Annotated in this window: 30 protein-coding genes; 14 read left to right on the top strand and 16 right to left on the bottom strand. The window is 42.0% G+C overall.

What is annotated here, in order from left to right:
- Nucleotides 1–130 precede the first annotated feature (130 nt).
- Together IQ230_RS23260 and IQ230_RS23255 are read left to right on the top strand one after the other, a co-directional pair.
- Complete coding sequence (locus tag IQ230_RS23260) at nucleotides 131–247, top strand: helix-turn-helix domain-containing protein (protein WP_322742553.1); 117 nt, start codon at nucleotides 131–133, stop codon at nucleotides 245–247.
- Between the two features lie 195 nt (nucleotides 248–442).
- The gene (locus IQ230_RS23255) at nucleotides 443–1,321 is read left to right on the top strand and encodes an iron-siderophore ABC transporter substrate-binding protein (protein ID WP_193934599.1); all 879 of its coding nucleotides are present in this window, start codon (nucleotides 443–445) and stop codon (nucleotides 1,319–1,321) included.
- A gap of 440 nt (nucleotides 1,322–1,761) precedes the next feature.
- Here IQ230_RS23255 and IQ230_RS23250 read toward each other — a convergent pair whose 3' ends face one another.
- The 8 genes from IQ230_RS23250 to IQ230_RS23215 all read right to left on the bottom strand — a co-directional run bounded on the left by IQ230_RS23250 (nucleotide 1,762) and on the right by IQ230_RS23215 (nucleotide 5,884).
- Nucleotides 1,762–1,986: a hypothetical protein gene (locus IQ230_RS23250; protein ID WP_193934598.1), complete on the bottom strand. Its 225-nt coding sequence runs from the start codon at nucleotides 1,984–1,986 to the stop codon at nucleotides 1,762–1,764.
- A gap of 24 nt (nucleotides 1,987–2,010) precedes the next feature.
- Nucleotides 2,011–2,151 carry a hypothetical protein gene (locus IQ230_RS23245; RefSeq protein WP_193934597.1) on the bottom strand — a complete coding sequence of 47 codons (141 nt, stop codon included), beginning with the start codon at nucleotides 2,149–2,151 and terminating at the stop codon, nucleotides 2,011–2,013.
- Nucleotides 2,130–2,243 (bottom strand): DUF4351 domain-containing protein, encoded by a 114-nt coding sequence (locus tag IQ230_RS23240; RefSeq protein WP_265576246.1) that lies wholly within the window; start codon nucleotides 2,241–2,243, stop codon nucleotides 2,130–2,132. The genes IQ230_RS23245 and IQ230_RS23240 overlap by 22 nt, the downstream gene beginning before the upstream one ends.
- A 91-nt stretch (nucleotides 2,244–2,334) precedes the next feature.
- Nucleotides 2,335–2,622 carry a type II toxin-antitoxin system BrnA family antitoxin gene (gene brnA, locus IQ230_RS23235; protein WP_193934596.1) on the bottom strand — a complete coding sequence of 96 codons (288 nt, stop codon included), beginning with the start codon at nucleotides 2,620–2,622 and terminating at the stop codon, nucleotides 2,335–2,337.
- Complete coding sequence (locus tag IQ230_RS23230; protein ID WP_193934595.1) at nucleotides 2,603–2,878, bottom strand: BrnT family toxin; 276 nt, start codon at nucleotides 2,876–2,878, stop codon at nucleotides 2,603–2,605. Before IQ230_RS23230 ends, brnA begins: the two co-directional genes overlap by 20 nt.
- Before the next feature lie 274 nt (nucleotides 2,879–3,152).
- The gene (locus IQ230_RS27070; RefSeq protein ID WP_228055267.1) at nucleotides 3,153–3,362 is read right to left on the bottom strand and encodes an RpnC/YadD family protein; all 210 of its coding nucleotides are present in this window, start codon (nucleotides 3,360–3,362) and stop codon (nucleotides 3,153–3,155) included.
- A 490-nt stretch (nucleotides 3,363–3,852) separates the two neighbouring features.
- A complete protein-coding gene (locus IQ230_RS23220; RefSeq protein ID WP_193934594.1) occupies nucleotides 3,853–5,142 on the bottom strand; it encodes a Glu/Leu/Phe/Val family dehydrogenase in 1,290 nt (429 codons plus the stop codon).
- 118 nt (nucleotides 5,143–5,260) lie between these two features.
- Nucleotides 5,261–5,884 (bottom strand): hypothetical protein, encoded by a 624-nt coding sequence (locus IQ230_RS23215; protein WP_193934593.1) that lies wholly within the window; start codon nucleotides 5,882–5,884, stop codon nucleotides 5,261–5,263.
- A 198-nt stretch (nucleotides 5,885–6,082) separates the two neighbouring features.
- On the opposite strand from IQ230_RS23215, the gene IQ230_RS23210 reads away from it, so the two are divergent.
- Entirely contained in the window at nucleotides 6,083–6,280 is a 198-nt protein-coding gene (locus tag IQ230_RS23210) for a hypothetical protein (protein ID WP_015188033.1), read from the top strand.
- Nucleotides 6,281–6,300: 20 nt separating this feature from the next.
- On the opposite strand, the gene IQ230_RS23205 is transcribed toward IQ230_RS23210, so the two are convergent.
- On the bottom strand, nucleotides 6,301–7,947 hold the full coding sequence (locus IQ230_RS23205; protein WP_193934592.1) for a glycosyltransferase family 39 protein: 1,647 nt from the start codon (nucleotides 7,945–7,947) through the stop codon (nucleotides 6,301–6,303).
- Nucleotides 7,948–8,168: 221 nt separating this feature from the next.
- On the opposite strand from IQ230_RS23205, the gene IQ230_RS23200 reads away from it, so the two are divergent.
- A complete protein-coding gene (locus IQ230_RS23200) occupies nucleotides 8,169–10,367 on the top strand; it encodes an ATP-dependent helicase (RefSeq protein WP_228055271.1) in 2,199 nt (732 codons plus the stop codon).
- Between the two features lie 11 nt (nucleotides 10,368–10,378).
- Here IQ230_RS23200 and IQ230_RS23195 read toward each other — a convergent pair whose 3' ends face one another.
- A complete protein-coding gene (locus IQ230_RS23195) occupies nucleotides 10,379–11,017 on the bottom strand; it encodes a TIGR04282 family arsenosugar biosynthesis glycosyltransferase (RefSeq protein ID WP_193934590.1) in 639 nt (212 codons plus the stop codon).
- A gap of 118 nt (nucleotides 11,018–11,135) precedes the next feature.
- Nucleotides 11,136–11,828: a class I SAM-dependent methyltransferase gene (locus tag IQ230_RS23190; RefSeq protein WP_193934589.1), complete on the bottom strand. Its 693-nt coding sequence runs from the start codon at nucleotides 11,826–11,828 to the stop codon at nucleotides 11,136–11,138.
- A 331-nt stretch (nucleotides 11,829–12,159) separates the two neighbouring features.
- Between IQ230_RS23190 and pgl the strand changes: the two genes are divergently transcribed.
- From pgl to IQ230_RS23160, 6 genes are all read left to right on the top strand, one after another.
- Nucleotides 12,160–12,891: a 6-phosphogluconolactonase gene (pgl, locus tag IQ230_RS23185; protein ID WP_193934588.1), complete on the top strand. Its 732-nt coding sequence runs from the start codon at nucleotides 12,160–12,162 to the stop codon at nucleotides 12,889–12,891.
- Between the two features lie 73 nt (nucleotides 12,892–12,964).
- On the top strand, nucleotides 12,965–13,756 hold the full coding sequence (locus IQ230_RS23180; RefSeq protein ID WP_193934587.1) for an FHA domain-containing protein: 792 nt from the start codon (nucleotides 12,965–12,967) through the stop codon (nucleotides 13,754–13,756).
- Nucleotides 13,757–13,781: 25 nt separating this feature from the next.
- The gene (locus tag IQ230_RS27790; protein WP_193934586.1) at nucleotides 13,782–14,288 is read left to right on the top strand and encodes an FHA domain-containing protein; all 507 of its coding nucleotides are present in this window, start codon (nucleotides 13,782–13,784) and stop codon (nucleotides 14,286–14,288) included.
- 124 nt (nucleotides 14,289–14,412) lie between these two features.
- Nucleotides 14,413–14,661, top strand: coding sequence for an AraC family ligand binding domain-containing protein (locus tag IQ230_RS23170; RefSeq protein ID WP_322742552.1), 249 nt, complete (start codon nucleotides 14,413–14,415; stop codon nucleotides 14,659–14,661).
- Nucleotides 14,662–15,010: 349 nt separating this feature from the next.
- Nucleotides 15,011–15,265 (top strand): toxin HicA, encoded by a 255-nt coding sequence (locus IQ230_RS23165; protein WP_193934585.1) that lies wholly within the window; start codon nucleotides 15,011–15,013, stop codon nucleotides 15,263–15,265.
- The gene (locus IQ230_RS23160) at nucleotides 15,258–15,584 is read left to right on the top strand and encodes a type II toxin-antitoxin system HicB family antitoxin (protein ID WP_193934584.1); all 327 of its coding nucleotides are present in this window, start codon (nucleotides 15,258–15,260) and stop codon (nucleotides 15,582–15,584) included. Before IQ230_RS23165 ends, IQ230_RS23160 begins: the two co-directional genes overlap by 8 nt.
- Before the next feature lie 59 nt (nucleotides 15,585–15,643).
- On the opposite strand, the gene bchB is transcribed toward IQ230_RS23160, so the two are convergent.
- The 4 genes from bchB to rph form a co-directional block, all read right to left on the bottom strand.
- Entirely contained in the window at nucleotides 15,644–17,170 is a 1,527-nt protein-coding gene (gene bchB / locus IQ230_RS23155; protein WP_193934583.1) for a ferredoxin:protochlorophyllide reductase (ATP-dependent) subunit B, read from the bottom strand.
- A gap of 271 nt (nucleotides 17,171–17,441) precedes the next feature.
- Entirely contained in the window at nucleotides 17,442–17,615 is a 174-nt protein-coding gene (locus tag IQ230_RS28015; protein WP_407646708.1) for a DUF29 family protein, read from the bottom strand.
- A 55-nt stretch (nucleotides 17,616–17,670) separates the two neighbouring features.
- Nucleotides 17,671–17,874, bottom strand: a complete 204-nt coding sequence (locus tag IQ230_RS27530) for a DUF29 family protein (protein ID WP_265576245.1) — start codon at nucleotides 17,872–17,874, stop codon at nucleotides 17,671–17,673.
- A gap of 134 nt (nucleotides 17,875–18,008) precedes the next feature.
- Complete coding sequence (gene rph, locus IQ230_RS23145; RefSeq protein WP_193934600.1) at nucleotides 18,009–18,737, bottom strand: ribonuclease PH; 729 nt, start codon at nucleotides 18,735–18,737, stop codon at nucleotides 18,009–18,011.
- A 200-nt stretch (nucleotides 18,738–18,937) separates the two neighbouring features.
- Between rph and IQ230_RS23140 the strand changes: the two genes are divergently transcribed.
- The 3 genes from IQ230_RS23140 to IQ230_RS23130 all read left to right on the top strand — a co-directional run bounded on the left by IQ230_RS23140 (nucleotide 18,938) and on the right by IQ230_RS23130 (nucleotide 20,900).
- On the top strand, nucleotides 18,938–19,474 hold the full coding sequence (locus tag IQ230_RS23140) for a P-loop NTPase family protein (protein WP_193934582.1): 537 nt from the start codon (nucleotides 18,938–18,940) through the stop codon (nucleotides 19,472–19,474).
- A 61-nt stretch (nucleotides 19,475–19,535) separates the two neighbouring features.
- Nucleotides 19,536–20,129: a dCTP deaminase gene (gene dcd, locus IQ230_RS23135; protein ID WP_193934581.1), complete on the top strand. Its 594-nt coding sequence runs from the start codon at nucleotides 19,536–19,538 to the stop codon at nucleotides 20,127–20,129.
- Nucleotides 20,130–20,201: 72 nt separating this feature from the next.
- Nucleotides 20,202–20,900 carry a sulfotransferase domain-containing protein gene (locus IQ230_RS23130; protein ID WP_193934580.1) on the top strand — a complete coding sequence of 233 codons (699 nt, stop codon included), beginning with the start codon at nucleotides 20,202–20,204 and terminating at the stop codon, nucleotides 20,898–20,900.
- Between the two features lie 14 nt (nucleotides 20,901–20,914).
- Here the strand turns inward: IQ230_RS23130 and IQ230_RS23125 are convergent, their stop codons facing one another.
- A complete protein-coding gene (locus tag IQ230_RS23125; RefSeq protein ID WP_193934579.1) occupies nucleotides 20,915–22,435 on the bottom strand; it encodes a thymidylate synthase in 1,521 nt (506 codons plus the stop codon).
- A 667-nt stretch (nucleotides 22,436–23,102) separates the two neighbouring features.
- Between IQ230_RS23125 and IQ230_RS23120 the strand changes: the two genes are divergently transcribed.
- On the top strand, nucleotides 23,103–23,861 hold the full coding sequence (locus IQ230_RS23120) for an AI-2E family transporter (protein WP_322742551.1): 759 nt from the start codon (nucleotides 23,103–23,105) through the stop codon (nucleotides 23,859–23,861).
- The last annotated feature ends 50 nt before the right edge of the window (nucleotides 23,862–23,911 follow it).

Here is a 23,911-nt window from a genome sequence, read left to right as displayed (position 1 = left end):
CCCCAACTACTGCATTCAGGGTTGATCTTCTCATTGCCACTGCACTCGATTTAATTAATCCCGTGCATTTGAAAAACTGGTTTACTCACTGTTGCTACTGTGCCTCATAAAACTGCAATAGGCTGTATCTATTGCTGAGGTTGCTCACCGCGTTGGTTATTCCCATCAGGGACGCTTTGCTGAAGCCTTTAAGCGTAGGTTTATGATTACACCCAGTGAATGTTTATTCGGTAAAAAGTCCATTTAAGAGCTATAGTTTCGTTTTTGTCATAGACGCAGTTGCTAATAATTCGCTATACTCAGCTTCGTTGAAGCGGGTAACTATTAGCGATTAGCTTTTGGCGATTGGCTATTAGCTTTTGTTTGGTTGCTAAATGCTAAGTGCTAAAGGCTTACCTATTACCCAACAAAAGTTCTGCCTGCTGGTGGATCAGGAGTTGAGATGAAGCGTTGGTGGTTGTCTGGTGGTGTGCGGCTGTGGTTTTTACTGATATCGGGATGCTTGAATGTTGTTGCGATTGAGCCTGGATGGGCAGAAGTTAAACCAATTGTTGAGCAGCAGGAAGTTCAAAACCAGGAAATCAAACCGGTTGCTTCTGAAATAGGTAATTACTGGAGAGTGGAAGATATTCCCTATTTGGTAGGAAAAATAAATGGAATTGAGTTTTTACATTCTTCTAGTGAGTTTAGCTTAGAAAAGCTGCTATCACTTCAACCTGACTTGATAGTTGCGCTATCTCTTTCAAGAGCCAAGACGGACTATGACCTTTTGTCGCAAATTGCTCCTACAATCTTGCTGCCTTGGGAAGAAACTTCAGGAGATTTTAAGCTATTTCTTCAAGATGTTGCAACAGTATTTGACAAAACAGAAAAGGCTAATCAGCTCATAAACGATTATTATCGCAGAGTTGAAGAACTGAAACAAAGATTAGGCGATCGCCGCCAACAGATTCGCGTTTCTGTTATTTATTTGCGTGATGGCGGCATTGTTACTAATGGAAAATTAGGTTTTTCAACAAAAATTTTAGATGATATTGGGCTAAAGTATCCTCCATCCTTAACGACAAATGCTAAATATACTCTTCCTATTTCTGAGGAATACTTACACAGTATTGACGGTGATATTCTCTTAGTTGTATCCCATCCTGAACGAGAGGACTTTTTAGAACAGCTTCAGCAAAAACCACTGTGGCAGCAACTCAAAGCCGTTCAAACTAAACAGGTGTATATTGTAGACTCCAATGTTTGGGATGCACAAAATATTCTTGCCGCTCATGCTGCGCTGGATGACATCGAAAAATACCTCATCAACATACCTTAAAGTCACACCCAAACATACCATATTTATCTGCAAAACCTGCCATTGTTCCTCAGAAAAGTGATCAAATAATCTATCTTTTGATGTCACTATTTCACCAGACCAACTCAACAGTTTATGCACAAAATAATTCCTAGCTTAAACATAAAACCCTGCCATCATTCTCTTGCTAATAGAGTGATGGGGTAGAAGAGCGATCGCACTTTATATAGGTTGAGCGATCGGGATCAAGACGTTGAGGAAACGCAGCGGAACCTCCGAGAGTGTTTGCACATGAGGATAGTTCAAAATCTGAGTGTCTAGAGTCACCAGAGGAATATCATATCGTCTAGCAATTGCAATTAAAATTCGGTCTATTAAATTTTGTATTCGATTAGATAATCTAGATAATCGATTTGAATCATGAAGCTACCACTACCAAACATGAGTATCCAACAAAATCATTAGCTCAATGCTTCCCAAAGTTCTGGCATTGGCTGATCAAAATCTTCTGCAACCACCAGCGGCAATCCACGCAGCGGATAGTCAGGATTTAAAGATGGAGCTGTCTGTTGCAGCACAGTAATTTTTTCCTCCTTGACTAACTCTGCTAATAAAAACTGCATCACCTTCAATTTTTCAGTTCGAGGTAATTGCCTCAGTGTTGTTAATAGCTCTGTAATAGCCATAGGGTTTTACATGAATTCTATGGGCTATATTCTTCTCACCTCCGTCCCTGCGCCGTCTTCTTCTCTGCCCTGAAACGTTTCAGTCGCGGTGTATTGCGAAAATTCTAAGGCTGATGGGGCGATCGCAATTTTTCCTAGGCAAGCTAACCCTGTTGTGCCAACCAAGCTTGCAAATCAGCCATACTCATAAAATCCAGTAAAGCTTCACTTAAATCTTTCAATGCAGGCAATGGCAAACCCAAAACTGAAGTACGCATCTGTTGGGGTAATTCTCCCAACCGTTTTGTTAATTGTCGGGCGATCGGATTTATGAGTGGGGCGATCGCGCTTTGTCTAAGCTGAGCAATTTCATGATGATGTCAATCGCTTCGCTAAATAGTGTTCATCGAGAGCGCGTCGTAGCATCATTTTAATCACAGCTTGACGGCTAATATTGAGTTCGTTCGCCATTTGGTCAAGCTCATTCAGCATGGCAGGCGGAATCTCTAAATTGGTGATTGTCTGATCTTGTCCTCTACGTGAAGTCATCAAGCGGGGTGTGCCAACTCGTATGGTGGCAGGGTCAAAATACTGATCAATCACTTCTTCGCCAGCCTCAATTTTCTGTTCCAGTTCTTCAATAGAAATATTGCTCATAAATCTCTCGCTCTCTTTTTGTACTTTTCCAATACGTAACTAACCAAACATATTCCCCATCCTCATCAGAACGAATCTCATAAATTACTGATAAAAGCGTATTTCCCAAATATCCAATAGCAATGAACTGTTCAGGATCATCTCGCTTCATCTGCTCCACATAATCACCTGCCAGAATCCTAGAAACCTCTTTGAGAGAATATCCCCGATTTTGCTGAAGTAGTTGACTTTTGCGGTTATCCCAGTCGAATCGCATTCTTGCTTACCCTATTTTAATTTGACTCCCCCTCACCGCTACAGGAGGAACCTACTTAACCCACCCTCTTCATCTGCCAATCTTGCCGCTGGGAGGTGATATATTTTGGAGACAAATTTTTGCAATTTTATAGTAGGCTATTTTTATGTAAATTCTCCTACAAAATTCGCACTTACTAACTACTCATTACATCAATTACTGCCTAATTTTTACCTAGATTTGATTACAAAACATCCGGCAGTTCTGCAAGTGTATTTGCTACAACAATGCTGCGTCAAATTTCCTGCAACCGCTCTAAATCAGAAATCTGGGCTACTTGGGACATTAATTCCAAGCCCTCACTACCAAATTTCACCTCTAAAATGGTAGCAATGTTGGATAAAATTTCCTGTCTTCGCCCGCGGTATTCACCGAGTTCCTCACCGATGCGTATTCCCCGCTGCTCAATTTCTTGATACCAAGGCGACTCCCTTAACACAGCCATATCCCACCTCATAATCTCTTGCACTAACGCACTATCAAGCACGAAGGTAGCAAAAAATGCTAAAACCGTCTCTAGTTGATTTAATTGTTCATCCGCACGTCAAAGAGGACGCGGGGAGGGGTGACACGGAGAAGGGGGGAAAAGACCGATGAAGATTCCCCTTGTCCTCCCATCCTCTTATTGACCCAGTTATCGGGTGCGAGACTAATTAACTTTTTGGTGCTGACATCGGCACGTTTGACCATCTGCTGTAACTACATCATTAACGTAAGCGATCGCTCTTTAAGTCTCATTCATGCATACATCTACCATGACATAGCCGCAATCTTCTCATTTTGAATCAGCATCAAAGTTCCTGAAGAATGCGAGTGCGAATGAATTCGCCGCTAAATAAACGAAGTCCACGGAGGTGAACTTACTCATAAAAATCTTGTTTTAGTGTACGAAGGTACACTTGGCTTGAGTAGCCCCGACTTCAGTCGGAGGGCATCTAAGGATACAAACCGCGATCGCTTAGTGCTTGGGCAATACGACCCACGCCTAAAGTATAGGCAGCTAACCGTAATGGAACTTGCCGCTTTTGCGACTGTTTGATGACTTGCTGATAAGCATTAACCATCAATGCTTCCATTTCCCGATTGACGCGCTGTTCATCCCAAAATAGGTAAGAAAGTCCTTGCACCCACTCTAGATAACTGACAACAACTCCGCCAGCATTCGTCAAAATATCTGGTAGCACAGTGACACCCCGCGCTTCTAATTCCTTATGTGCCATTAACGTTACGGGTGCGTTTGCTGCTTCTGCGACAATTGATGCTTGGACTTGATGCGCATTTTCTTCAGTGATTTGATTTTCTAGCGCTGCCGGAATCAGGACATCACAAGGCAAAGTTAATAATTCCGTATTTGTAATTGGAGTTCCTTGTGCAAAACCAGAAATCTGCTTGCGGTTGGCTGCTGCATAGTTTTTTAATGCTGGAATATCTAAGCCTTTTTCTGAAAAAAGACCACCAGAACCTGTGGAAACTGCAATAATTTTCGCTCCGGCTTCATGAAGTAATAATGCTGCAGCGCTACCAACATTACCAAACCCTTGAATGGCAATTCTTGCTCCTACCAGCGACTGACCTCGCGCTGCTAAAGCTTCTCGCACAACGATCATTACTCCGCGTCCTGTTGCCTGTTCGCGCCCTCTAGAACCACCAATTGAAATTGGCTTACCCGTAACAACCCCAGGAACCGCATGACCGACATTGACTGAGTAGGTATCCATAATCCACGCCATTTCGCGGGCAGAAGTTCCCATATCGGGCGCAGGGATATCCACCTCTGGACCAATATCTTTAATTAACTCACTGGTATAGCGACGCGTAATTCTCTCTAACTCTCCGGTACTGTAACGAGTTGGATCTAAGGCAATTCCTCCCTTAGCACCGCCATAGGGAATTCCCAGTAGTGCGCATTTCCACGTCATTAGCATTGCCAAAGCTGATACTTCACGCAGTGTGACTGCTGGATGATAGCGAATTCCTCCTTTATAGGGTCCTAAGACATCACTGTGCTGCACTCGATGCCCTGCAAGTACTTGCACTTCACCGCTATCTAATTTCACAGGAACTGAAACAGTGACGACTTTACGGGGATGACTGAGAACAGCTAATAAGCCTGGGTCGAGTTGTAATTCTTTGGCTGCTTGCTCTAGATAACTACACGCTTGATCGAAGGGACAGATGTGTGCAGGAGAAGGAGCCTCTAAGGGTAGTACTGATGCTTCTACCATAATAGTCTTTTATTCACTGTAGCTTTGACTACAGAATAAGTCTCTATTTGTAGTTTATGCCCTTTTTTAGAGAAAATCGAGCTAGTGTAACAATTTGAGCTTTTGCGAATTGCATCTACTACCAAAAAGATTTTTGTAACAAAGACTGGATATCGTTTTTGTGTGAATAATTGGTGAGTTGTCTAGCAAATCTTAAGTTTGTTAAAGGACGTACGGGTTTAATCGGTGCTTCGGCTGAAAAGGTGAAAGTAGGAAGGCGATCGCCTAACGTCACAAACAACTGCGCGATCGCATGAACGCATATTTCATCTCGTTGACATTCACAATTCGCAGTTGGAGCGATAGATGTTAATGCTAAGGTGTTGTAGTTCTCCAAAAACTTCACGACGTCATGATGCTCGATACAGACTGCATCGGACATAGTTCTAATTTGCAGTCCTCTTGTTGAGTTGACTGTAAGGCTGCGAATAGCCTCAGTAATGCTGTGCGTTAACTTAACTAGCTTTTGAATTAAAGATGTCAAAACTTTGCGTTTGATGAACGTACAACAGCGGCGTTCTCCAACTAGATAAACGATATACGGGGTGTTTGAGGCATTACGTGTAAATCCAACGCGCTCAACTGTGATTTTTTTAGCAACAAGCGGTTTGAGTTCAACTGAATTTTTGGGAAGCTGTGAAGAAAAATATTGATTTATTTCCGTTGAAGCGATCGCAAAATTGGATGATTGGGTAAAATGCATTATATACCTCCTGTATACATTAGTTTCTGTAGACCTCGCGTATACATTATCAGTAGACCTTGTGTGCTGTAGATCTTGTGTATACTTCACGTTCTGAGGTTTAGCCAGAGGAGGGGAAGCTGGTAACTTTGTTCCTCTGGCATTCAACTCATAAAAAATATTTTATCATAATAAGATCTATCGTAAACATTAAAAAATATGGCAAAAGAAGGGGGAAATCCACAAAAGTTTGTCAAGCATCGCATGGAACTAGCAGCGTCTCCATTAGCGATTCGCTTGCCTGTAGAAGTTGATAAATATGTGCGATCGCTTCCCGATAAATCGGAATGGGTAAGAAACGCGATTATGGCGCAGATGGAACGCGATCTCAAAGCGCAGCAGCAAGATGCTTCTTAAACTTGAGGAAACAAATAGTACTAGCTACAGCGATAAAGCTGATAGGGAATCCCGATCCGGTAATGCTGTGTCGTGTCAATATCACATTGCTTGTTTGATAATGTCAGTTGTGGAGGGTAGGCACGGCGTTTTAGTCCTGGCGCGACTATCCATAAATTGACTCTGGTAGCTTCGGGTAATGGTGATGTAGAAAGCTTTTGCCAAACCGATTCATATCCTGGCGATCGCGATAAAAAAGCTAGATTTGTTGAATCGTTGACTCTTATTTTCTCTAGCGCTAAAGCGAAGCTTAATCCTAGGGCAACATCTTGATAAGTTTCATATCCTACTACCATCATCAGCGGTATAGTAGGTTCTAAATTCATATTTTGAGCAACAAGCTTAGGATTAAATGGTTTTTGAAAAGCTAAATTATTCACTACAAAAATAGAACTTATCAGCCCAAAACTGATAACAATATACTTAGCATTGGGCAGTTTTAATTTAAAATTTTGAACAGCAAGGCTTGCTCCCACTAAAGCGCAAAAACTAGGATAATAAACAAAGTTATAGCGCGGGGCAATTGTGATATCTCTGCCTAAAAAGTAAACAATAACGAACATCTCTAGTAAGACAATTATTGTAAAACTCAATAGTATTTTTGTTGATAAATGAGTTTTTGGAGAATGCCACAGTTGCTTTAAACCTCTGAAAATAAGCTGTGTGCTCCAAATGCTGAACACTATCATGACCAAAGCGACAACAATTGCAATCCACCAAGGCTGATTCTCCACAGGTAACGCTATTAGCATTAGTACCCAACTAGCCAGAGTTTGATAAATCGGAGCAATAGGATTTGACTGTGATAACCATGTTGTTTCCGAACGATTAGCGTGACTCAACATCGCCAGCAACCACGGAATAAAGCTAGCAACAACCACTAAAATTGACGCAGCGATCGCTAAGAAGCTGTAACGTGGCAAGCTACGGCGTCGCGAGTACATAAGTGCAAGTAAGGTAACTACCTGAGCAACGAACGCCAAAATAAAAAAGTAGTGAGTGTAAAAACCAAGACAGTTTACCGCGATCCATCCCAACCAAGTAAAATAGCGTAGCTTCTGTTGCAGTAAATCCTTTTGAATCTGGGTTAGTCCTACGAGTGATAAAGTAATCAATAGGATAGGCAATGTATAATGACGCGCTTCTTGTGATAAATACACAGCAAAAGGTGAAACTGCCATAAAAGCTGCTGCTATGAGTCCTGCACTGCGCGAAAAGGCGATCGCATTCAGCCAGTAAATTGCCGCGATCGCCGCAACGCCAATTAAAGCCGGAAGCGATCGCAAACTCCACACCAAACCCCAATCTTCTATGCCAACAAAAGCTGTTTGTACCCAACTGTGAAGTAAACAAAAAAACAACGGGGGATGCACGGACTGAGTAGCAAGATTCGCAGCAATCTGAGGACAAGATAGCGCAGCCTTAAAACTGAAAATTTGCGACAGACCCTCTACAGGAAACACAACATCCAAAGGCACGTCATTGTAGTTTCGCCCCAGACTGAATAAGGCTGTAATAATTTCATCTAACCAAAATGACTTCAAATCTAGATGCCAAAACCGCAGCAGCCCACCAACCAAAATGACTGCAATCAAGGCGAAGTAGTGAAAATGTTTAGAATTTGTCATTTATAAACTATCAGTGTAATAAAAGGAGAGGGTGCGATCGCATAAATCAATGGTTAAAGGTTATCAGCCCTCGCCCCTAACCCCTCGCCCCTAACTCCTAAAAAATGCCAGACGCGAATTTTACTCAGACTGAATCCGAATTATCATTGCATTCTGCCTCTGCACTCCGCACCACAGCTTGGGAACGAATTAGAAATAGCTTGCGATCTGGGCAGCAGCAAATGGCAGATTGGCAGGGTGGTGCTTTGGCAGTAAGTGCAGTTCCAGGTGCAGGAAAGTCTACAGGAATGGCAGCAGCAGCGGCGTTAGCGATCGCGCGTTACCAACTCCACGCCCGACGTCAGATCGTGATTGTCACGTTTACGCGTTCAGCAGCAGCTAATATCAAAGCCAAAGTGCGTAAATACCTGCGTGAAGAATTATCATTACCTCCTACTGGGTTCGTTGTCCACACCCTCCACGGGCTTGCCTTAAATATTGCCACGCGTCATCCTGACTTATCAGGCTTACAACTAGAGAATGCCACTCTAATTACACCTAATCAAGGTCATCGATTAATTCGGACGTGTGTTGAACAATGGATTGCGAATCATCCGCGACGTTATTCGCAATTACTTGAAGGGTTGTACTTTGATGGTGAAGAAACCGAAAGGTTACGTCGTCAATCGGTACTGCGAACCGAAGTATTACCAGATTTAGCTGCTACCGCGATTCATGAAGCAAAAAGTTCGGGTTATCAACCACAACAGCTGCGGAAATTAAGCACGCAAACGACTGATGAATATGGAATTGTCGAAATTGCTGCTGGGTTGTACGAACAGTACGAAAATCTCATGCGATCGCGTGACTTGATCGACTACGACGACATGATTCTTGCCGCATTGCGTGTATTAGAAAATCCTAACGCTTGTAAGTTCGAGCAAAATCAGGTATTTGCAGTATTTGAAGATGAAGCGCAAGACTCTACCCCACTCCAAACCAAATTATTAGAAATTCTCGCTAGCGATCCTAATACTCCAGAAGCTTCTCCACACTTGATTCGTGTTGGCGATCCTAATCAAGCCATTAACTCAACGTTTACACCTGCTGACCCGATCTATTTTCGCCAGTTTTGTGAAGAGTGCCGCTCTCAGAACCGACTAGCAACAATGGATCAAGCCGGTCGCAGTAGTCAAATGATTATTGACGCTGCTAACTTTACTTTAAATTGGGTAAATCGGACTTATGGAAGTCAGAACAAACAATCTGTTTCACTTCCGTTTCGCATGCAGAAAATTCGACCTGTTGCCGATAGCGATCCGCAACCTAATGCAAATCCTGTACCAGTTGGTCGTGGATTGGAACTATATACACCACGCGATATCCACCACACAGCAGAATTAATTGGCAAACGCTTAGTGGATCTATTTGGAGAAAATCCTAACGGCAGTGCGGCGATCTTAGTCCGTGAAAACCGCCAGGGACGGTGGTTAGTGTCAGAACTGACATCAATTTGTCGCGAGCATAACATACCACTTTATGAAGTTTCAGAAAGCGATCGCCACTCACACGTTCCGGCAGAAATTTTGGCAATGCTGCAATTTCTCGATCGCCCCCATTCTTCTGACTACTTAAAAGCCGCGCTAGAAGTTCTCGTCCAGCGTCAGATGATTCCCACACAAGACCTCAATGCACTGGCGAGTGTCCCTGAACAGTTTCTCTATCCTGGACCATTAGATCCACCCCAATCTGAAGCAGCACTACAAGGGCGGAACTTATGCTGTAGTATGCTGCGCGCACGGATGGAATTACCCTACTACCACCTAATTGCTTTTATCGCTTCTGAACTCAAATACGATCAAGCAGAACTAGCTACTGCCGATAAACTAGCTGAACGTATTACACGGCAAATTACTGGTAATAGTTCTAGTGAAGCAATATTTGTCTTAAATGAGATCGTTAGTTCTGAACGCTTTGAACCAGTCGAAACCGAAGAAGTTGAGGCGCGTTACACTCGTCCTGGTCAAGTCACAATCATTACGATGCACAAAGCCAAAGGGCTAGACTGGGATTATGTTTTTATCCCGTTCTTACACGAAAACTTGATTCCTGGGAGTTTCTGGGTACCACCGCAAATTAAATTTCTCGGCGACTTTACGCTTGCAGAAGTTGCCCGCGCCCAAATTCGTGCTGCACTGCATGAATTTCCGTTACCCGACGTTACCGAAGCGAGTGAGCAAGCAAAGCAACTCAAAACTGCGGAAGAGTACCGTTTACTCTACGTTGCGATGACACGAGCCAAGCGCCTGTTGTGGATGTCAGCAGCTCAGAAAGCTCCATTTACTTGGAGTAAACCAGAGAATTTCGAGAATAGATCGCCTTGTCCTGTCTTTCCAGCTTTAAAAAAGCAATTTCCCAAATCAGTTGTTAGAAGTAATTAGCTTAAAGCGATTCAAGTCATTTCTCCTCTGCTCTGTATCTGCTCCCACACGACTAAATCTTCAGGGCGATCGACATCTGCTAAAGGAGGAAGCATGGCAACCGATAAGTTCAGCTTTTGGGCGATCGCTTGTGTTTGTTGCAAAACTGCAGCACTTCCCCAGGAAATATTATTAAAGAGTTCTGCAATCAACCGACTAACACCAATTAAATAATATCCACCATCGATTGCTGGACCAAGAACTAGATCGCATTCATGCAATTGATGAAAAGCCATTGCAAGTAACTCTGCGGTTATACCTGGACAATCCGTGCCAATAGTCACAACTCGTTGACTACCACGCGCAAAAGCCGCAGCTAAGGAATGCTTGATTTTAGTACCTAAGTCGCCTTCACCTTGGGGTTGATAGTTAAGATGATGACCTAACCACTCTTGCATCAATTTTAAATTACCATCAGCAAAACGCACTTCTACTGTTAGCGAGCGATCGCATTTGCTGACTTGTAAAAGTGTATGCTCGGTCATTTGCCGTTGTAACTGTGCGGCTTCTGCGGCTCCCAATGCTGGTATTAATCTCGTTTTAGCTTTTCCTGGTTCGGGATAACGCGTAAATACGATTAAATGTTCTGGAAATGAATTTATAGAACTCACGCTGAATGATCTAAAACAATAACGGTGCCGTTCACCTGCCGCAGACAATCTCTCGAACTCAACCAACTTTCTACAGTCGAGTACAGCGATTCTTATGTTATCCTGCTGATCTATGCGTTTACGGCTGCAAAACCGCTACACGACATAATTCTAAACCACCTTCGCTATAACCCGAATGAATCTCAATAACTTCAAAACCCCACCCGACTAAATCACAATCAATCCAGCCTTGCCTCAAATCATCACAGCGGCTGCGGTATTGTGAAATGATCAACCGACCATCCTTAGCAACAAACTCCGCTATCAATCGCTCAACAAAACGTTTTTGATAATTACGCGGTACATAATTCAGTTCAGTTCGCACGTAGTCAAAGCGTTGATGTGGAGTCCAATTCCAAGCATTACCGACATAAATGTTATCAGCATAAGTTGATAGACGTTCCTGAGCTAAGGCAACTAGTTTTACTGAATAGTCTAGACCGTACGGTATTAACTCAATTCCCTTCAGCCGCGACCATGCAACTAGACACTCTAGCAAGTATCCATTGGCGCAACCAATATCAAGATACTTGCCTGGTTGATTCACTGCTGCTATGTTTGCCACACGAAGTCTTGTCCACTCCTCAAATGTGCCGCTTTTACCCGATTGCTGCCAGGGTGTCGGTGCAGCAGTATACGCATTTTCTAAGATTTGTTTTATTTCGGCAAACCAATCTTTTAAATCTGCTGATGTTACATCATCAAGCGCAAACCCACACTGACAGCGTTGAATTGTTTCATTGACGTTTTGTAAACATCGAGGGCAACGCATCACAAAATTCAAACAAATAGAAGCAGCACAATCCTAGTTTAATTCTTACTGCTCACCAGCAATTTTCAAACTCGCTCTAATGAATCACACAAAGCAGGATAAGAGCTTTAAGTGATATTACTGAGGCAAAAATTTATGAGTTTTTGCATACTCTGCTTGATGAATCAATTGTTTGCATATTTTGAGTGGAGGATAAGAAATTATAAAGAGTATATATTTTTATGTTGTATCAAGAAATATAAAAAGAAATATTATTTAATAATTACCAGAATATAAAACTAAAATTTAAAAGTTTCAGTATGTTAATGCTGGATCAAATTAATATTAAAAAATGAAAATTGAAGTTTTACCAGATAAGTCAGCACTAATTGAGCGATCGCTACATCTAACGGTCGTTCAGATGACCAATGCGATCGCCGAACGTGGTGTGTGTACAATCGCGCTATCTGGAGGAAGTACACCTAAACCATTGTACGAGGCGATCGCCGCGCAACAGCTACCTTGGGATAAAATTCATGTGTTCTGGGGTGATGAACGCTATGTGCCACCAAATGACCCTGATAGCAATCAACTCATGGCACGCAAAGCTTGGTTGGATCGCGTTAATCTTCCTGAAGAAAACATTCACCCAATTCCTACGGACGAAGTTGAACCCGCAGTCGCTGCCAGCAAGTATGAACAATATCTCCAACAGTTCTTTCAAATCAGTAGTGGGGAGTTTCCCCAGTTTGATATTATTTTGCTAGGTATGGGCGGCGATGGACATACTGCGTCGTTGTTTCCGCACACTGAAGCATTGCAAGCACGCGGCTTGATTGCAGTTGGTAACAAGCAGGATGAACCCCGAATTACATTTACAGCGCCGTTGATTAATCACGCGCGATGTGTGATGTTTGTAGTTGCTGGTGCAGACAAAAAATCTGCCTTAGCGCAAGTGTTTGCAACTGATGCTGATGACTTTAGTTATCCTAGTCGCTTGATTCAACCACAAGGAGAACTATGGTGGCTACTCGATCGAGATGCAGGAGAAGAGTTACAGATTTCTACTGCTGCTGAATCCTAAATTAGTGACTAAAATTTGACGTAGTATGTTCGGTTAAGCAAACTCGACGTTCAATTTTGATGGAAAGATATTCATGATTGTCTGTCCCAACTGTAATCACTCTAACCCCGACGGAGCGCAAACGTGCGAGGCTTGCTATACTCCTTTACCTGCTACCGCAAGTTGTCCTAATTGTGGAGCAACGGTACAAACAGACGCAAGTTTCTGCGGTCAATGTGGTTTTAACTTAAAAGCAAGTCGAGCAACAGAAGAAATTTTCGCAGGTGATATCAGTACGGATGTTGGTAATGAGATCCCAGAATTAGAAACTCCTGAGCCACTTGTAGAACCACAGCGCTTGGTAATTAGCGCACAACCGAGTGCAGAAACATCAAGTCAGAGTTACTTAGTAGAACCAGTAGAAACACCGACATCACAATCCGAATCAACATCACCAGATGCAGCTACTCCACTACCGACAACTTCTGTAAGTAATGTGGAGCTTAGCACAACCCCAGACTCATCATCTACAGGTAGTTCCAAAACCCAATTACAGCAGCAAACAATAAAATTGTTGCACGTTCAAACAGATACAAACATAGAATTGCCGCAAAATTTAGCTGTGATTCACATTGGTAAGCCTAACGACAAAATTCCTCCAGATATTGACGTTTCTGGATTTCCCAATTCAGAGATAGTCTCGCGAATTCATGCGGATATTCGCATTGAAGGAGATGCCTACTTTGTCGAAGATGTCGGTAGTTCAAATGGAACTTATATCAATAGTAGACCACTACAACCAGGCGATCGCCATCGTTTGCGTGCTGGCGATCGTATCGCCCTCGGTAAGGGAGATTTGGTCACGTTCTTATTTCAAATGTCCTAATTAATTTCAACTTTAATCTACTAAAGTGATTACACTCATTCTCCTACATCCGCTGCACTCGACACCGATTCAACATTGGACATTTGCCGACGAATCTGTTATCTGCGTAGGACGTGCCACTGATAATAATGTTGTGTTATACAGCGCAGTTGTCTCCCGCAAACATATCGAGCTACGTTGTAATAATGGCAACTGGGAAATTATCAGCTTGGGTGCGAATGGCACTTTTATCGATGATAGACGCATTACAAAAATGCCCGTGAGAGATGGCATAACAGTTCGTTTAGCCCAATCAGGACCACAAATTCAAATTCGCTTAGGAATTGTTTCTACACCAATACAAGAAACAAAAAAACCTGCATCACAACCAAAACCGAAAGCTGCGCCGTTTAAAGAGCAAACTTCATCTCGCGATACAGCCATTGAAACAATCTTTGGCGAACCATTTGAATTTCCAGCAGCTACACCATCAAAAGAACCATCAAGAGAAACCGTGATTGGCGAACCGTTTAGAAAATATCCTCAAGATTAAATCTGAGTTATCACATTCTGCTAGCAAGTAAGCAAGAGAAAATTAAATTTTGGCGTGAATCCGTAGCACAGGTAATGTGGAGTTACTTCACGCTAGATACATCACACATGCGTTTTCTAGACACGTGCATGAGACGTTTGTTATTGGTGTTATTGAACAAGGCGCAGAGGCGTTTAGTTATCACGGAGAGAAACACGTTGCTTTTGCGGGTAGTGTAGTAGTGATCAATCCTGGAGAAGTTCATACTGGTAGCGCCGCGAGTCTTGAGGTTGGTTGGACTTATCGCATGTTGTATCCTGATGTTAAACGTTTGCAGCAGGCTACATCGGAAACTAGACAACAAACTCAGATTCTTACTTTCCGATCACGGTGATTCAGGATAGTCAACTGGCGCGATTGATTCTCAAATTGCATCACACCTTAGAAAATGCGACTTCCGCTTTAGAGGATGTCTAAGAAGTATAGAATTTAACTCTTGTGTAGTGAGAGACAACAGGAGTTATGAAGCGGAATATGAAGCTTTGCCTGCCACTTCCGAAGCCTTTATCTATGCTGCTATGGTTCGACTTATGGTTAGACGATTACCGTAGCGATTTATACTTTTCAGGCATCCTCTAACAGAGCATCATTGATACCTCAGTTTAATTTATAGGTTAATCAACCCAGTAGAAAGCTTGACATAGTATCACTGTTGATACTAAAGTTGGCATGGAATTGAATATATGGCACAAATAAAAAAACTCGTTAGCCAGCTAAGAAAAAATCCTAAGAATGTACGCTTTACTGATTTAGTAAAGGTTTGTAATCATTATTTTGGAGAACCCACACAGCAGGGAACGAGTCATTGTGTTTACAAAACACCTTGGGCTGGAGATCCTCGCGTCAATATTCAAGAAAAAGATGGAAAAGCAAAAGCTTACCAAGTTAAGCAGGTTTTAGAAGCAATTGAAAAAATTGAGGAGATGGAAAATGATTAATTACGAACACTACAGCTATAAAGTTACTTGGTCAGCTGAGGATCAAGAATTTGTAGGGTTGTGTGCTGAGTATCCGAGTCTATCCTATCTCGATGAAGATCGTCATGCTGCACTAGAAGGTATTACAAACTTGGTAAAAGATGTAGTAGCCGATATGGAAACTAATGGCGAGAAAATCCCAGAACCTATTGCAGAGAAAAGCTACAGTGGTAAATTTCAAGTTCGTATTCCATCAGAACTTCATCGTAGGCTAGCTATAGAAGCGGCAGAAGAAAAGGTTAGCTTAAATCGCTATGTGAGTCATAAACTTGCTTGTTAAAGCGCACAAGCGGCTTTTGGAGCAATAACAGCTAGAGTGGGCAAAAGCCCACCCCAAACTTACGCACCCACAGCTTCTTTCGCTGCGTACATTACTTCAAGTGTAATTTCGCTTAAACCGCGATCGCGCGCAAATTTTTCAGTGTTGCGCTTGACTTTCCCCCGCACAAAACCAGGAACTTTATTAAGTTCAGCTTGCGCTTCTTTGTTCCAACTCAAGTCAGAATCTGCTGAAATTCCCTTTGTAATCACTTCTTTGGTATCATGCCCGCCGAAGATTTCTAGCAAGTGATCTTCCATGCCTAAAGTGAAGGAATTATAAACCAAATCGGCAACTTGGTTTGTGCCTTCGTAACCTAAGAATGGCTTGTAGCCAATTGGGAAGTTTTGAATGTGAATTGGTGCAGCAATGACACCGCAAGGAATATTCAGTCGCTTACCGACGTGACGTTCCATTTGCGTACCAAAAATTGCCGACGGTTCTACGCGAGCGATCGCATCGCCAATTGCGCCGTTATCATCGCTAATAATCACTTCATCGCAATATTCACTTACCTGTTCACGGAACCAATCTGCATCATATTTACAGTAAGTTCCCGCCCAAACAACATGAATGCCCATTTCTCGTGCCAAAATCTTCGTCATCGCCGCCGCATGAGTATTATCGCCAAACACGACAGCTTTTTTACCCGTTAAGTTTTGACAGTCAATTGAACGTGAGAACCACGCCGCTTGCGAAACATATAACGTTTGGTTTTCAATAAACCCCTCGTAATCAACATCAGCACCTTGCGCGTTAATTACCTGCTGAATCTTACGAATGCATCGTGCTGTCTCCACCACACCCATTGGTGTAATATCTACATACGGCATTTCAAATTCTTGCTCTAAATATCGCGCTGTCATTAAACCGAGTTCGCGATATGGCACCAAGTTAAACCAAGCGCGGGGTAAATTCTTTAATTCGTGAACCGAAGCACCCTCAGGAATCACTGCATTAACTGTAATATTCAAGTCAGCCATGAGTCGCTTTAACTCAGTACAATCATGCTGATTGTGGAAACCAAGGGTAGAACTACCAATGATGTTAACGGAAGGCTTTTCAGTTTTACTTGTCGGTAATTCGCCTCTACGACGGGCTTTATTAATGTAGTACTGAACGATTTGATCGAGGGTTCGATCTGCTGCTTGTAATTCGTTAACGCGATAGTGATTGACATCCGCTAGCATTACATCAGCTTTTGCTTCAATTGAGGCGCGTTCGACAAAGTTATTTAAATCTTCTTGCAGAATACTTGATGTACAAGTCGGCGTCAGCACAATCAAGTCGGGATGTTCTTCTGCATCTTTGCGGGTGATATTGTCTACTACCTTTTCTTGAGAACCACGCGCTAGCACATTACGATCGACAATACTCGCGGTGACTGGAGTAAAATTTCTTTCGCGCTCTAACATTGAGCGCATCACATTGAAGTAGTCGTCGCCCAAAGGGGCGTGCATAATAGCGTGGACATTCTTAAACGAACTGGCGATGCGCAGCGTACCAATGTGGGCTGGACCTGCATACATCCAGTAAGCCAATTTCATAAAGTTGTCTCCCTTGTGCTGATGACTATCAGTTTGTTTATGGCGTTTATGAGACTCTAATTGTCTCAAAGATATTGGTAGGTGAGAACGGTAGATAAAACGTCACTTAATCACGACGATGAAAGGCTATAAGTTAGGCTAGGCAAGAGTTTTAGTTGGGGAAAGCTGCGATCGCTGCTACTTTAAATGCAAATATTCTTAATTTTTCGCTATGTTCTGTATTAGTTAATTGAGTGTACTAGAACAATTTTGTTGCAGTCATTACTTGAATTTACCAAAATCTTTTGCTGAGTTGAGCATCGATCTCATTGCTCAATGCCCATTCGTTGGGAAACTCTGTTTGGGGATAATCTTCTTTCACGCTTGCCAATGCTTCAGCCCAGCATTTTGAGAAGAGGATGGCAAAATCGTTTTGCAAGCTAGGCGATTGTTCGAGTAAATCGATAAGTTGTTGTCATTGTTCTCGAATCGTGATTTCCCAGCCGCGATAGTTGTCCGGATCACTTACATCCGTTTGAGCAGATGTGCCAGCAAGACTCTGAAGCGACTCGCCGATCGCGCCCCGCCAATCCTGCGATCTCTTCAATCAAACTGTCAATATCAATTTCCTCAAAGTTGCCTGCTTTCAATTTGGCAACCGTATCATCACACCAAGCTACTAAATCTTGCTCGTAGAGTTTTTCGGGGTTAGTCGTTTTCGCCATCTTGTTCTCCTAAATTGGCATAGATATAACGATTGTTCCTTTGCCTATATTACTAGTGAGGCTCAGTTCTCTACTCAACTGCTGTGAGCGTTGTATCCTCACTAGCCTATAGAGCAAGTAATTATTGATTTTTTTTAGAATTTCACACCACCAAGCGCCTGACGCTGTGCTTCTAATAATTCCTGAATCCCTTTTTCTGCAAAGTCCATAATTTGATTCATTTGAGTACGATTAAAAGTTCCTGATTCTGCGGTTCCTTGAACTTCGATGATGCCGAGATTTTCGTTCATGACAACATTGAAATCAACTTCGGCGGCGACGTCTTCGATGTAGTTTAAATCTAAGAAAGGCTCACCTTGCAACAATCCTACCGAAACCGCAGCTATCTGATGAACAATTGGCGATCGTGCTAAAACTCCCTGTTGTAATAACTTATCCATCGCGCGTGCCAAAGCAACAAACCCGCCACTAATTGCAGTGGTACGAGTACCAGCATCTGCTTGCAACACATCTGCATCAACTGTAACTGTCCGTTCTCCCAATGCTTCAAAATCGAGTGCAGCGCGTAAGCTGCGTCCAATCAATCGCTGAATTTCTTGAGTACGTCCTGAAAGTCGCATAAATTCGCGTTCTTGACGTTGAGGAGTTGCACCAGGTAGCATTCGATACTCAGCAGTTAACCAACCGCGACCGGAGTCAGTTAAAAATCTGGGGACTCCTGGCTGAATTGAAACGTTACACAACACTTGGGTATCGCCGCATTTTGCTAGGACTGACGCCGCCGCGAAGCGCGTAAAGCCAAGTTCAAAGCTATGAGGACGCATTTGGTGCGATTGTCGATTATCTGGACGTTGCCAGGACATTGCTGTTGCCATGTAAGACCTTGATTAGAATACAGCACATACGGTGTTGACGGAAGCAGTGCGATCGCAACATCTTGGGTTAAACTACTACTCTATGACAGTTGACGTAAAAGCATATCTAGTGTTTTATTAAAGGACAAACAGAAAAAGTACACTATATATCTGGCTATTAGTCCTCACACCTCATTCAAAATTGCGCTATGGTTGCCCAGCTTGAAAATCCAGCCCTTAGTCCCGCTTGTAGTCCACTTTATCCAGTAGAAGGATTGGTGCAAGTGTTTACTTGCTCGCACCGCAGTTTTTTTACAAACGTGATGGCGCAAGCTTTGCGAATTGCTGGACAAGGAACCCCCGTATTAGTAGTGCAGTTCCTCAAAGGCGGGATCAATCAAGGACACCAGCATCCAACACGGTTAGGGCAGCATTTAGATTGGATTCGCTGCGATTTACCACGCTATATTGATACACCACAATTAGACGAGGCTGAAAATCTGTCTTTACGTCAATTGTGGCAACATACACAGCAAGTAGTACTAGAAGGAAAATATTCGTTAGTTGTATTAGATGAGTTAAGCTTAGCGATTAACTTCGGCTTGATTGCGCTAGAAGAAGTCTTAGCTTTGTTAGAGCAACGCCCTAGTCATGTAGATATTATTCTCACAGGACCCGAAATGCCGCAACTACTACTCGATGTTGCCGATCAAATTACTCAAGTGCGCAGAAGCGACAGACCGTAGATAAAACAACATAGCTAGATCAAGCTATTCTAGTATTTCGGTTGCGATTGACGAAAAAACTGTGATTAAAAACGACGTTTGGATCTCACAAAAAGCGCAAAAGGGTATGATTGCGCCTTTTGAGCCGACTTTAATTCGACAAGTACAGGAAACTACGTTATTTAGACCTGTAATTAGCTATGGTCTATCTTCCTACGGTTACGATATTCGACTTTCACCAGTTGAGTTCCGTATATTTCGTCATGTTCCTGGAACTGTCGTCGATCCCAAAAATTTTAATCCGCAGAATTTAGAACCAACGCAACTGCATACAGATAGTCACGGTAGTTATTTTATTCTGCCTGCACACTCTTATGGTTTAGGAGTTGCACTGGAAAAATTAGCAGTTCCAGAGAATATTACAGTAATCTGCATTGGTAAAAGTACTTATGCGCGTTGCGGTATTATAGCCAATCTAACTCCTGCGGAAGCGGCATGGCGCGGTCATTTGACTTTAGAATTTTCTAATTCTTCGAGTGCGGATTGTCGTATTTATGCGTCGGAAGGTGTCGTGCAGTTACTCTTTTTAGAGGGAGAACCCTGCGCGACGAGTTATGAAACTCGCAAAGGTAAATATCAAGACCAGCAGCAAGTTGTGACGTTGGCTAAAGTGTGATTATTAAGTCAATTAAACTGTGAAGATGGGTAACGTTTATTCTGTTTTATCCACTTCAAAATTATTGAATCTATGATTATTATTAGCTCTAGTATCCCCAAATCTGGTAGTACTCTTGTTTTTAATTATCAAAAGGACTTACTTGAACTAGCCATCCTCAAGAAGAGTCAGCCGCAAACATTGATACACTTGAATCATACCTATATTCAATCATTCAATATTATTAATATTAGTAGACTAATTTGCATAAGCTTTAGAGGTGGAGATGCTGTCATTAAAACGCATTCAAAACCAGTTACTTTAATCAAACTTCTCTTGTTTTTAGGATTAGCCAAAGCAACTTTCTGCTATCGAGATCCTAGAGATGTTATTCTGTCAGCCATCGATTATGGCTCACGGACTCGAAAAGGTTTAGACTCCACAGGTGCTTTTCAAGATTTTCAGAATATTATAGATTCAATACCAAAGATTAAAAACTGCTGTAAAAATTGGCAGCAATGGCAAAAAGTTAAAAACGTTTTGTTTATTAAGTATGAAGATTTAATGCAAGACAAGCTTGTCCAACTTAAGAACTTAGCAGCACACTTTGAACTTGAGTTAAATGAAGATGAATTAAGAATTCATAACAAGCACGAAAAATTAAAAAGTCAAGCATGGAATTTCAATAAAGGTACAATTCAGCGTTATAAAACAGAAATGAATTGTGAAGAACTTAAATTATGTAACACAGCTTTTCAGCGTGAATTGATGAGTATGGGTTATAAAATTTGAAGTTAAACTAGTGGTTATTTGCGCGACGTACTAAGCATAAAAGGTTGATCTTGTTGATAAATATCTTGTTGTAGAGATAAAGTAATTTCCGCTTTTTGTAATTCGCTTCCTAAATACATCGCGTGTTCGACTTGTAAAGCTGGACAAGCAGCTGCAATTTGCTGATAAAGTTGCGTTGCTGATTTACCAGAGTAGCAGTTGACAACTTCTCCGGTTCCAGGTGTCATGTGTTCGACAATGATTTGGTTATTTTGGATATCAATCACAAAACTTCCTGAGGGATCTTTGTAGTCTCGTTGCTGGCAAATTTTAGGATATTGAGTTTGAATAACTTGCTCTGCATTCTCCCAGCAATCGGAATATATATGAGCACTTTGACTAATTGTAATCAAAGGTCCCATGTGTAAGTTATTTTCCGAACGATGAGCAATTTCGTTACGAATATGTTGTTGTAAAGCCCTTAGTCCCATTGCATTCGCAGCCCACGCGGAAAATATATCATTACTACGAAAAGTTGCGGTTAAAGCGAGTTCATTTTCTATAACTCTTACCCAAATGTGATTCAAACACGGGGGACTACTATTATCTTCATGATCTTCCACATCCCATAAAGACATGACGGCTCTAGCTGAGTCAATATCTTTAATAAGTTTTTGAATAACTTGTTCTATTTGATCGCGTCCAAAGTGCGATCGCAATCTTTGTCCGTAAGTATATTTCACACCTTCTTGATGCGGTGCGTCATCTAAAATTTGGGAAACGTATTCTTGAATAAAACTTTTGCTACACGGTAAATAATTCGGTTCAGGAAAATAGAAATCTTCCGGTTCATCGGTGACAACTGCCATCAAATCAATTAATTCTTGCCATTGCCCATCGTAGCCTGTGGGTCGAATTGTACCAGTTGTTTTAATGCGATGAATGATTTTTACCCAAGTTTCGGCAATCGTTTTTCCTTCAATTCGATGACCGTAACGCACTCCTGGTAAAACAGTCGGTTCAACTTCCGTAATCGGAAATTCTAAAGGAACTCCCCACGGTTCTACATCTTTTGCAGCAAAGGATCGCACATAAGATACAGCTTCGTTAATTGAACTCGCTTCTTGATAGGCGATCGCTTTCCTTAATTTCTCCAATGCTTCCGCTGCAATTTCGATATCAATGTAACCTGTAGTTTTTGAGCGAATTACCCAAGTCTCGCGCCCTGTATCGCTGTAACCTTTCTCGAATCCATAACGAAAAAAGTCTAATAGACACATTCCCGCACCAGCGTTTTTATCTTCCTTGGTCGCGTTGAGTACGACTAAAAAGCGAACATGAGGGTTAGCCAGTAAATTGCGAATTAGGAAACTAATACCGCGTGTAGGAGAATACAACTGCCCGATCGCAGCATATTCATGGGGATCGAGTTTTTTAGCGATCGCCTGTTTCATTGTCCATCCTGTAACAACCGCAGTTTGCCCAGTACCATAAAGCAACTGATTAGGCTTATACAGTGGTTTGTATTGGTGAGTTGTCTGTGTAGTTCCTGCCATGAAGTTTTGGGCGCTTAGGTAACAAATCCTCTAACCTATCATATGAAGCGAGCAAGCATAGAGCAAACGCATCAAAGAGATACTGACAGGAGAACAGAAGTGGACTTGAAAGAAACTGTAATGACACTTGAAGAAAAGTTTTGGGAGGCTAGTTCTGCTGCGAACGTTGACTTGATACTGTGGCAGCGATCAAGGGAGGACTATCGCTACTCAATATCTGAAGCTATAAAATGTCGTATTATATTGGGTGATAAATGTTGAAGTTATATAATTTAGCTAATGACAGAATAGTGTTTTAGATATCTGAAAACAATTTGCCGACAGCATTTATTGCTACTCACATGCCTAATGCTTCTTTCGATAGCTTAACTATTCTAAAAAATAGACTTGATATAATTCAACTGCTAAGACAATTATATTTAAGAATATATTAGTTATTACTAATCGTCAATCGGATTGACTAGAGTATTCTTTGGTTCGAGGCATAACAATTATTTTCAGCACACTTTGTGCTTCTAAAAACTAAGAAGTAGCGGCAGCTAAAGTATCAATTTAATCCGTAGAAAGGATGAATTGGTCTTATTCAATCGGATAATCTAACCACATTGTTTCGGCAAGTTTGAACACTTTAATCCAGCAAGAGTAGAACCAAAAGGAAGGGTAAATTGTGGGTTTAGGGCAATCGATAGGCTTAGTTGTTTTTATTATCTGTCTGTACATTTTGTGGCAAATCCGGTTAGTCGTCTTGCTGATATTTACAGCTGTAGTATTAGCAACAGCAATCAACCAACTCGTGCGGCTACTGCAGCGACTTCACATTAAACGAGGAATCGCGATCGCCCTATCAATAACGCTATTACTTGCCCTCCTCGTTGGCTTTTTTCTAGTAGTTGTGCCACCTTTTGTCGAACAATTACAACAATTGGTTGATCGCGTACCCGAAGGAATAGAACAGTTGCGTGGTTGGACAACTTGGTTACAAGATTTAATTCCAGCACAAGTAGTAGAGGATATTCGCGGCTTGAGAGGAGTTACTCAACAACTGCAATCTGTTGCAACTCTCTTATTTGGTAATTTCTTCACTCTATTTTCCAATTCACTGGGAATTATCCTCAACTCGCTGCTAGTGCTAGTTTTAACTATCATGTTTCTAGCAAATCCTACCCCTTACCGCCAAGGTTTTATCCTGCTATTTCCTTCCTTCTACCGTCGCCGCGTCGAAGATATTCTGCAACAGTGCGAAGTTGGTTTAGGAGGCTGGGTGACGGGTATCTTGTTTAATATGTTTGTCATCGCTGCCTTAAGCTGGATTGGTTTGTTACTTTTGCAAGTACCGCTATCTTTTGCTAACTCATATCTTGCACCTGGAAATTTGAATGTCAATTCCTTGACTAAATGCCAAATCTCTCAGGCGTTCAATGTCTAGTAAAAGAAGTAACAGCACCAATTGTGGAAATATAGTTTGGAGTGCGATTT

Origin of the sequence: Gloeocapsopsis crepidinum LEGE 06123 (genome assembly GCF_015207655.1) — a bacterium.
Taxonomy (GTDB): Bacteria; Cyanobacteriota; Cyanobacteriia; order Cyanobacteriales; family Chroococcidiopsidaceae; genus Gloeocapsopsis; species Gloeocapsopsis crepidinum.
The sequence above is the reverse complement of the archived record's forward strand: the minus strand, read 5'-3'. Positions and strand labels throughout refer to the sequence as shown.

What these genes read in the sequence shown, in the direction of transcription:
- IQ230_RS23255 (WP_193934599.1), top strand. Translation starts at nt 443, where the DNA reads ATGAAGCGTTGGTGGTTGTCTGGTGGTGTGCGGCTGTGGTTTTTACTG.
- IQ230_RS23250 (WP_193934598.1), bottom strand. Translation starts at nt 1,986, where the DNA reads ATGGCTATTACAGAGCTATTAACAACACTGAGGCAATTACCTCGAACT.
- IQ230_RS23240 (WP_265576246.1), bottom strand. Translation starts at nt 2,243, where the DNA reads ATGCGTACTTCAGTTTTGGGTTTGCCATTGCCTGCATTGAAAGATTTA.
- brnA (WP_193934596.1), bottom strand. Translation starts at nt 2,622, where the DNA reads ATGAGCAATATTTCTATTGAAGAACTGGAACAGAAAATTGAGGCTGGC.
- IQ230_RS23230 (WP_193934595.1), bottom strand. Translation starts at nt 2,878, where the DNA reads ATGCGATTCGACTGGGATAACCGCAAAAGTCAACTACTTCAGCAAAAT.
- IQ230_RS27070 (WP_228055267.1), bottom strand. Translation starts at nt 3,362, where the DNA reads ATGGCTGTGTTAAGGGAGTCGCCTTGGTATCAAGAAATTGAGCAGCGG.
- IQ230_RS23220 (WP_193934594.1), bottom strand. Translation starts at nt 5,142, where the DNA reads ATGGTAGAAGCATCAGTACTACCCTTAGAGGCTCCTTCTCCTGCACAC.
- IQ230_RS23215 (WP_193934593.1), bottom strand. Translation starts at nt 5,884, where the DNA reads ATGCATTTTACCCAATCATCCAATTTTGCGATCGCTTCAACGGAAATA.
- IQ230_RS23210 (WP_015188033.1), top strand. Translation starts at nt 6,083, where the DNA reads ATGGCAAAAGAAGGGGGAAATCCACAAAAGTTTGTCAAGCATCGCATG.
- IQ230_RS23205 (WP_193934592.1), bottom strand. Translation starts at nt 7,947, where the DNA reads ATGACAAATTCTAAACATTTTCACTACTTCGCCTTGATTGCAGTCATT.
- IQ230_RS23200 (WP_228055271.1), top strand. Translation starts at nt 8,169, where the DNA reads ATGGCAGATTGGCAGGGTGGTGCTTTGGCAGTAAGTGCAGTTCCAGGT.
- IQ230_RS23190 (WP_193934589.1), bottom strand. Translation starts at nt 11,828, where the DNA reads ATGCGTTGCCCTCGATGTTTACAAAACGTCAATGAAACAATTCAACGC.
- pgl (WP_193934588.1), top strand. Translation starts at nt 12,160, where the DNA reads ATGAAAATTGAAGTTTTACCAGATAAGTCAGCACTAATTGAGCGATCG.
- IQ230_RS23180 (WP_193934587.1), top strand. Translation starts at nt 12,965, where the DNA reads ATGATTGTCTGTCCCAACTGTAATCACTCTAACCCCGACGGAGCGCAA.
- IQ230_RS23165 (WP_193934585.1), top strand. Translation starts at nt 15,011, where the DNA reads ATGGCACAAATAAAAAAACTCGTTAGCCAGCTAAGAAAAAATCCTAAG.
- IQ230_RS23160 (WP_193934584.1), top strand. Translation starts at nt 15,258, where the DNA reads ATGATTAATTACGAACACTACAGCTATAAAGTTACTTGGTCAGCTGAG.
- bchB (WP_193934583.1), bottom strand. Translation starts at nt 17,170, where the DNA reads ATGAAATTGGCTTACTGGATGTATGCAGGTCCAGCCCACATTGGTACG.
- IQ230_RS27530 (WP_265576245.1), bottom strand. Translation starts at nt 17,874, where the DNA reads ATGGCGAAAACGACTAACCCCGAAAAACTCTACGAGCAAGATTTAGTA.
- rph (WP_193934600.1), bottom strand. Translation starts at nt 18,737, where the DNA reads ATGTCCTGGCAACGTCCAGATAATCGACAATCGCACCAAATGCGTCCT.
- IQ230_RS23140 (WP_193934582.1), top strand. Translation starts at nt 18,938, where the DNA reads ATGGTTGCCCAGCTTGAAAATCCAGCCCTTAGTCCCGCTTGTAGTCCA.
- IQ230_RS23130 (WP_193934580.1), top strand. Translation starts at nt 20,202, where the DNA reads ATGATTATTATTAGCTCTAGTATCCCCAAATCTGGTAGTACTCTTGTT.
- IQ230_RS23125 (WP_193934579.1), bottom strand. Translation starts at nt 22,435, where the DNA reads ATGGCAGGAACTACACAGACAACTCACCAATACAAACCACTGTATAAG.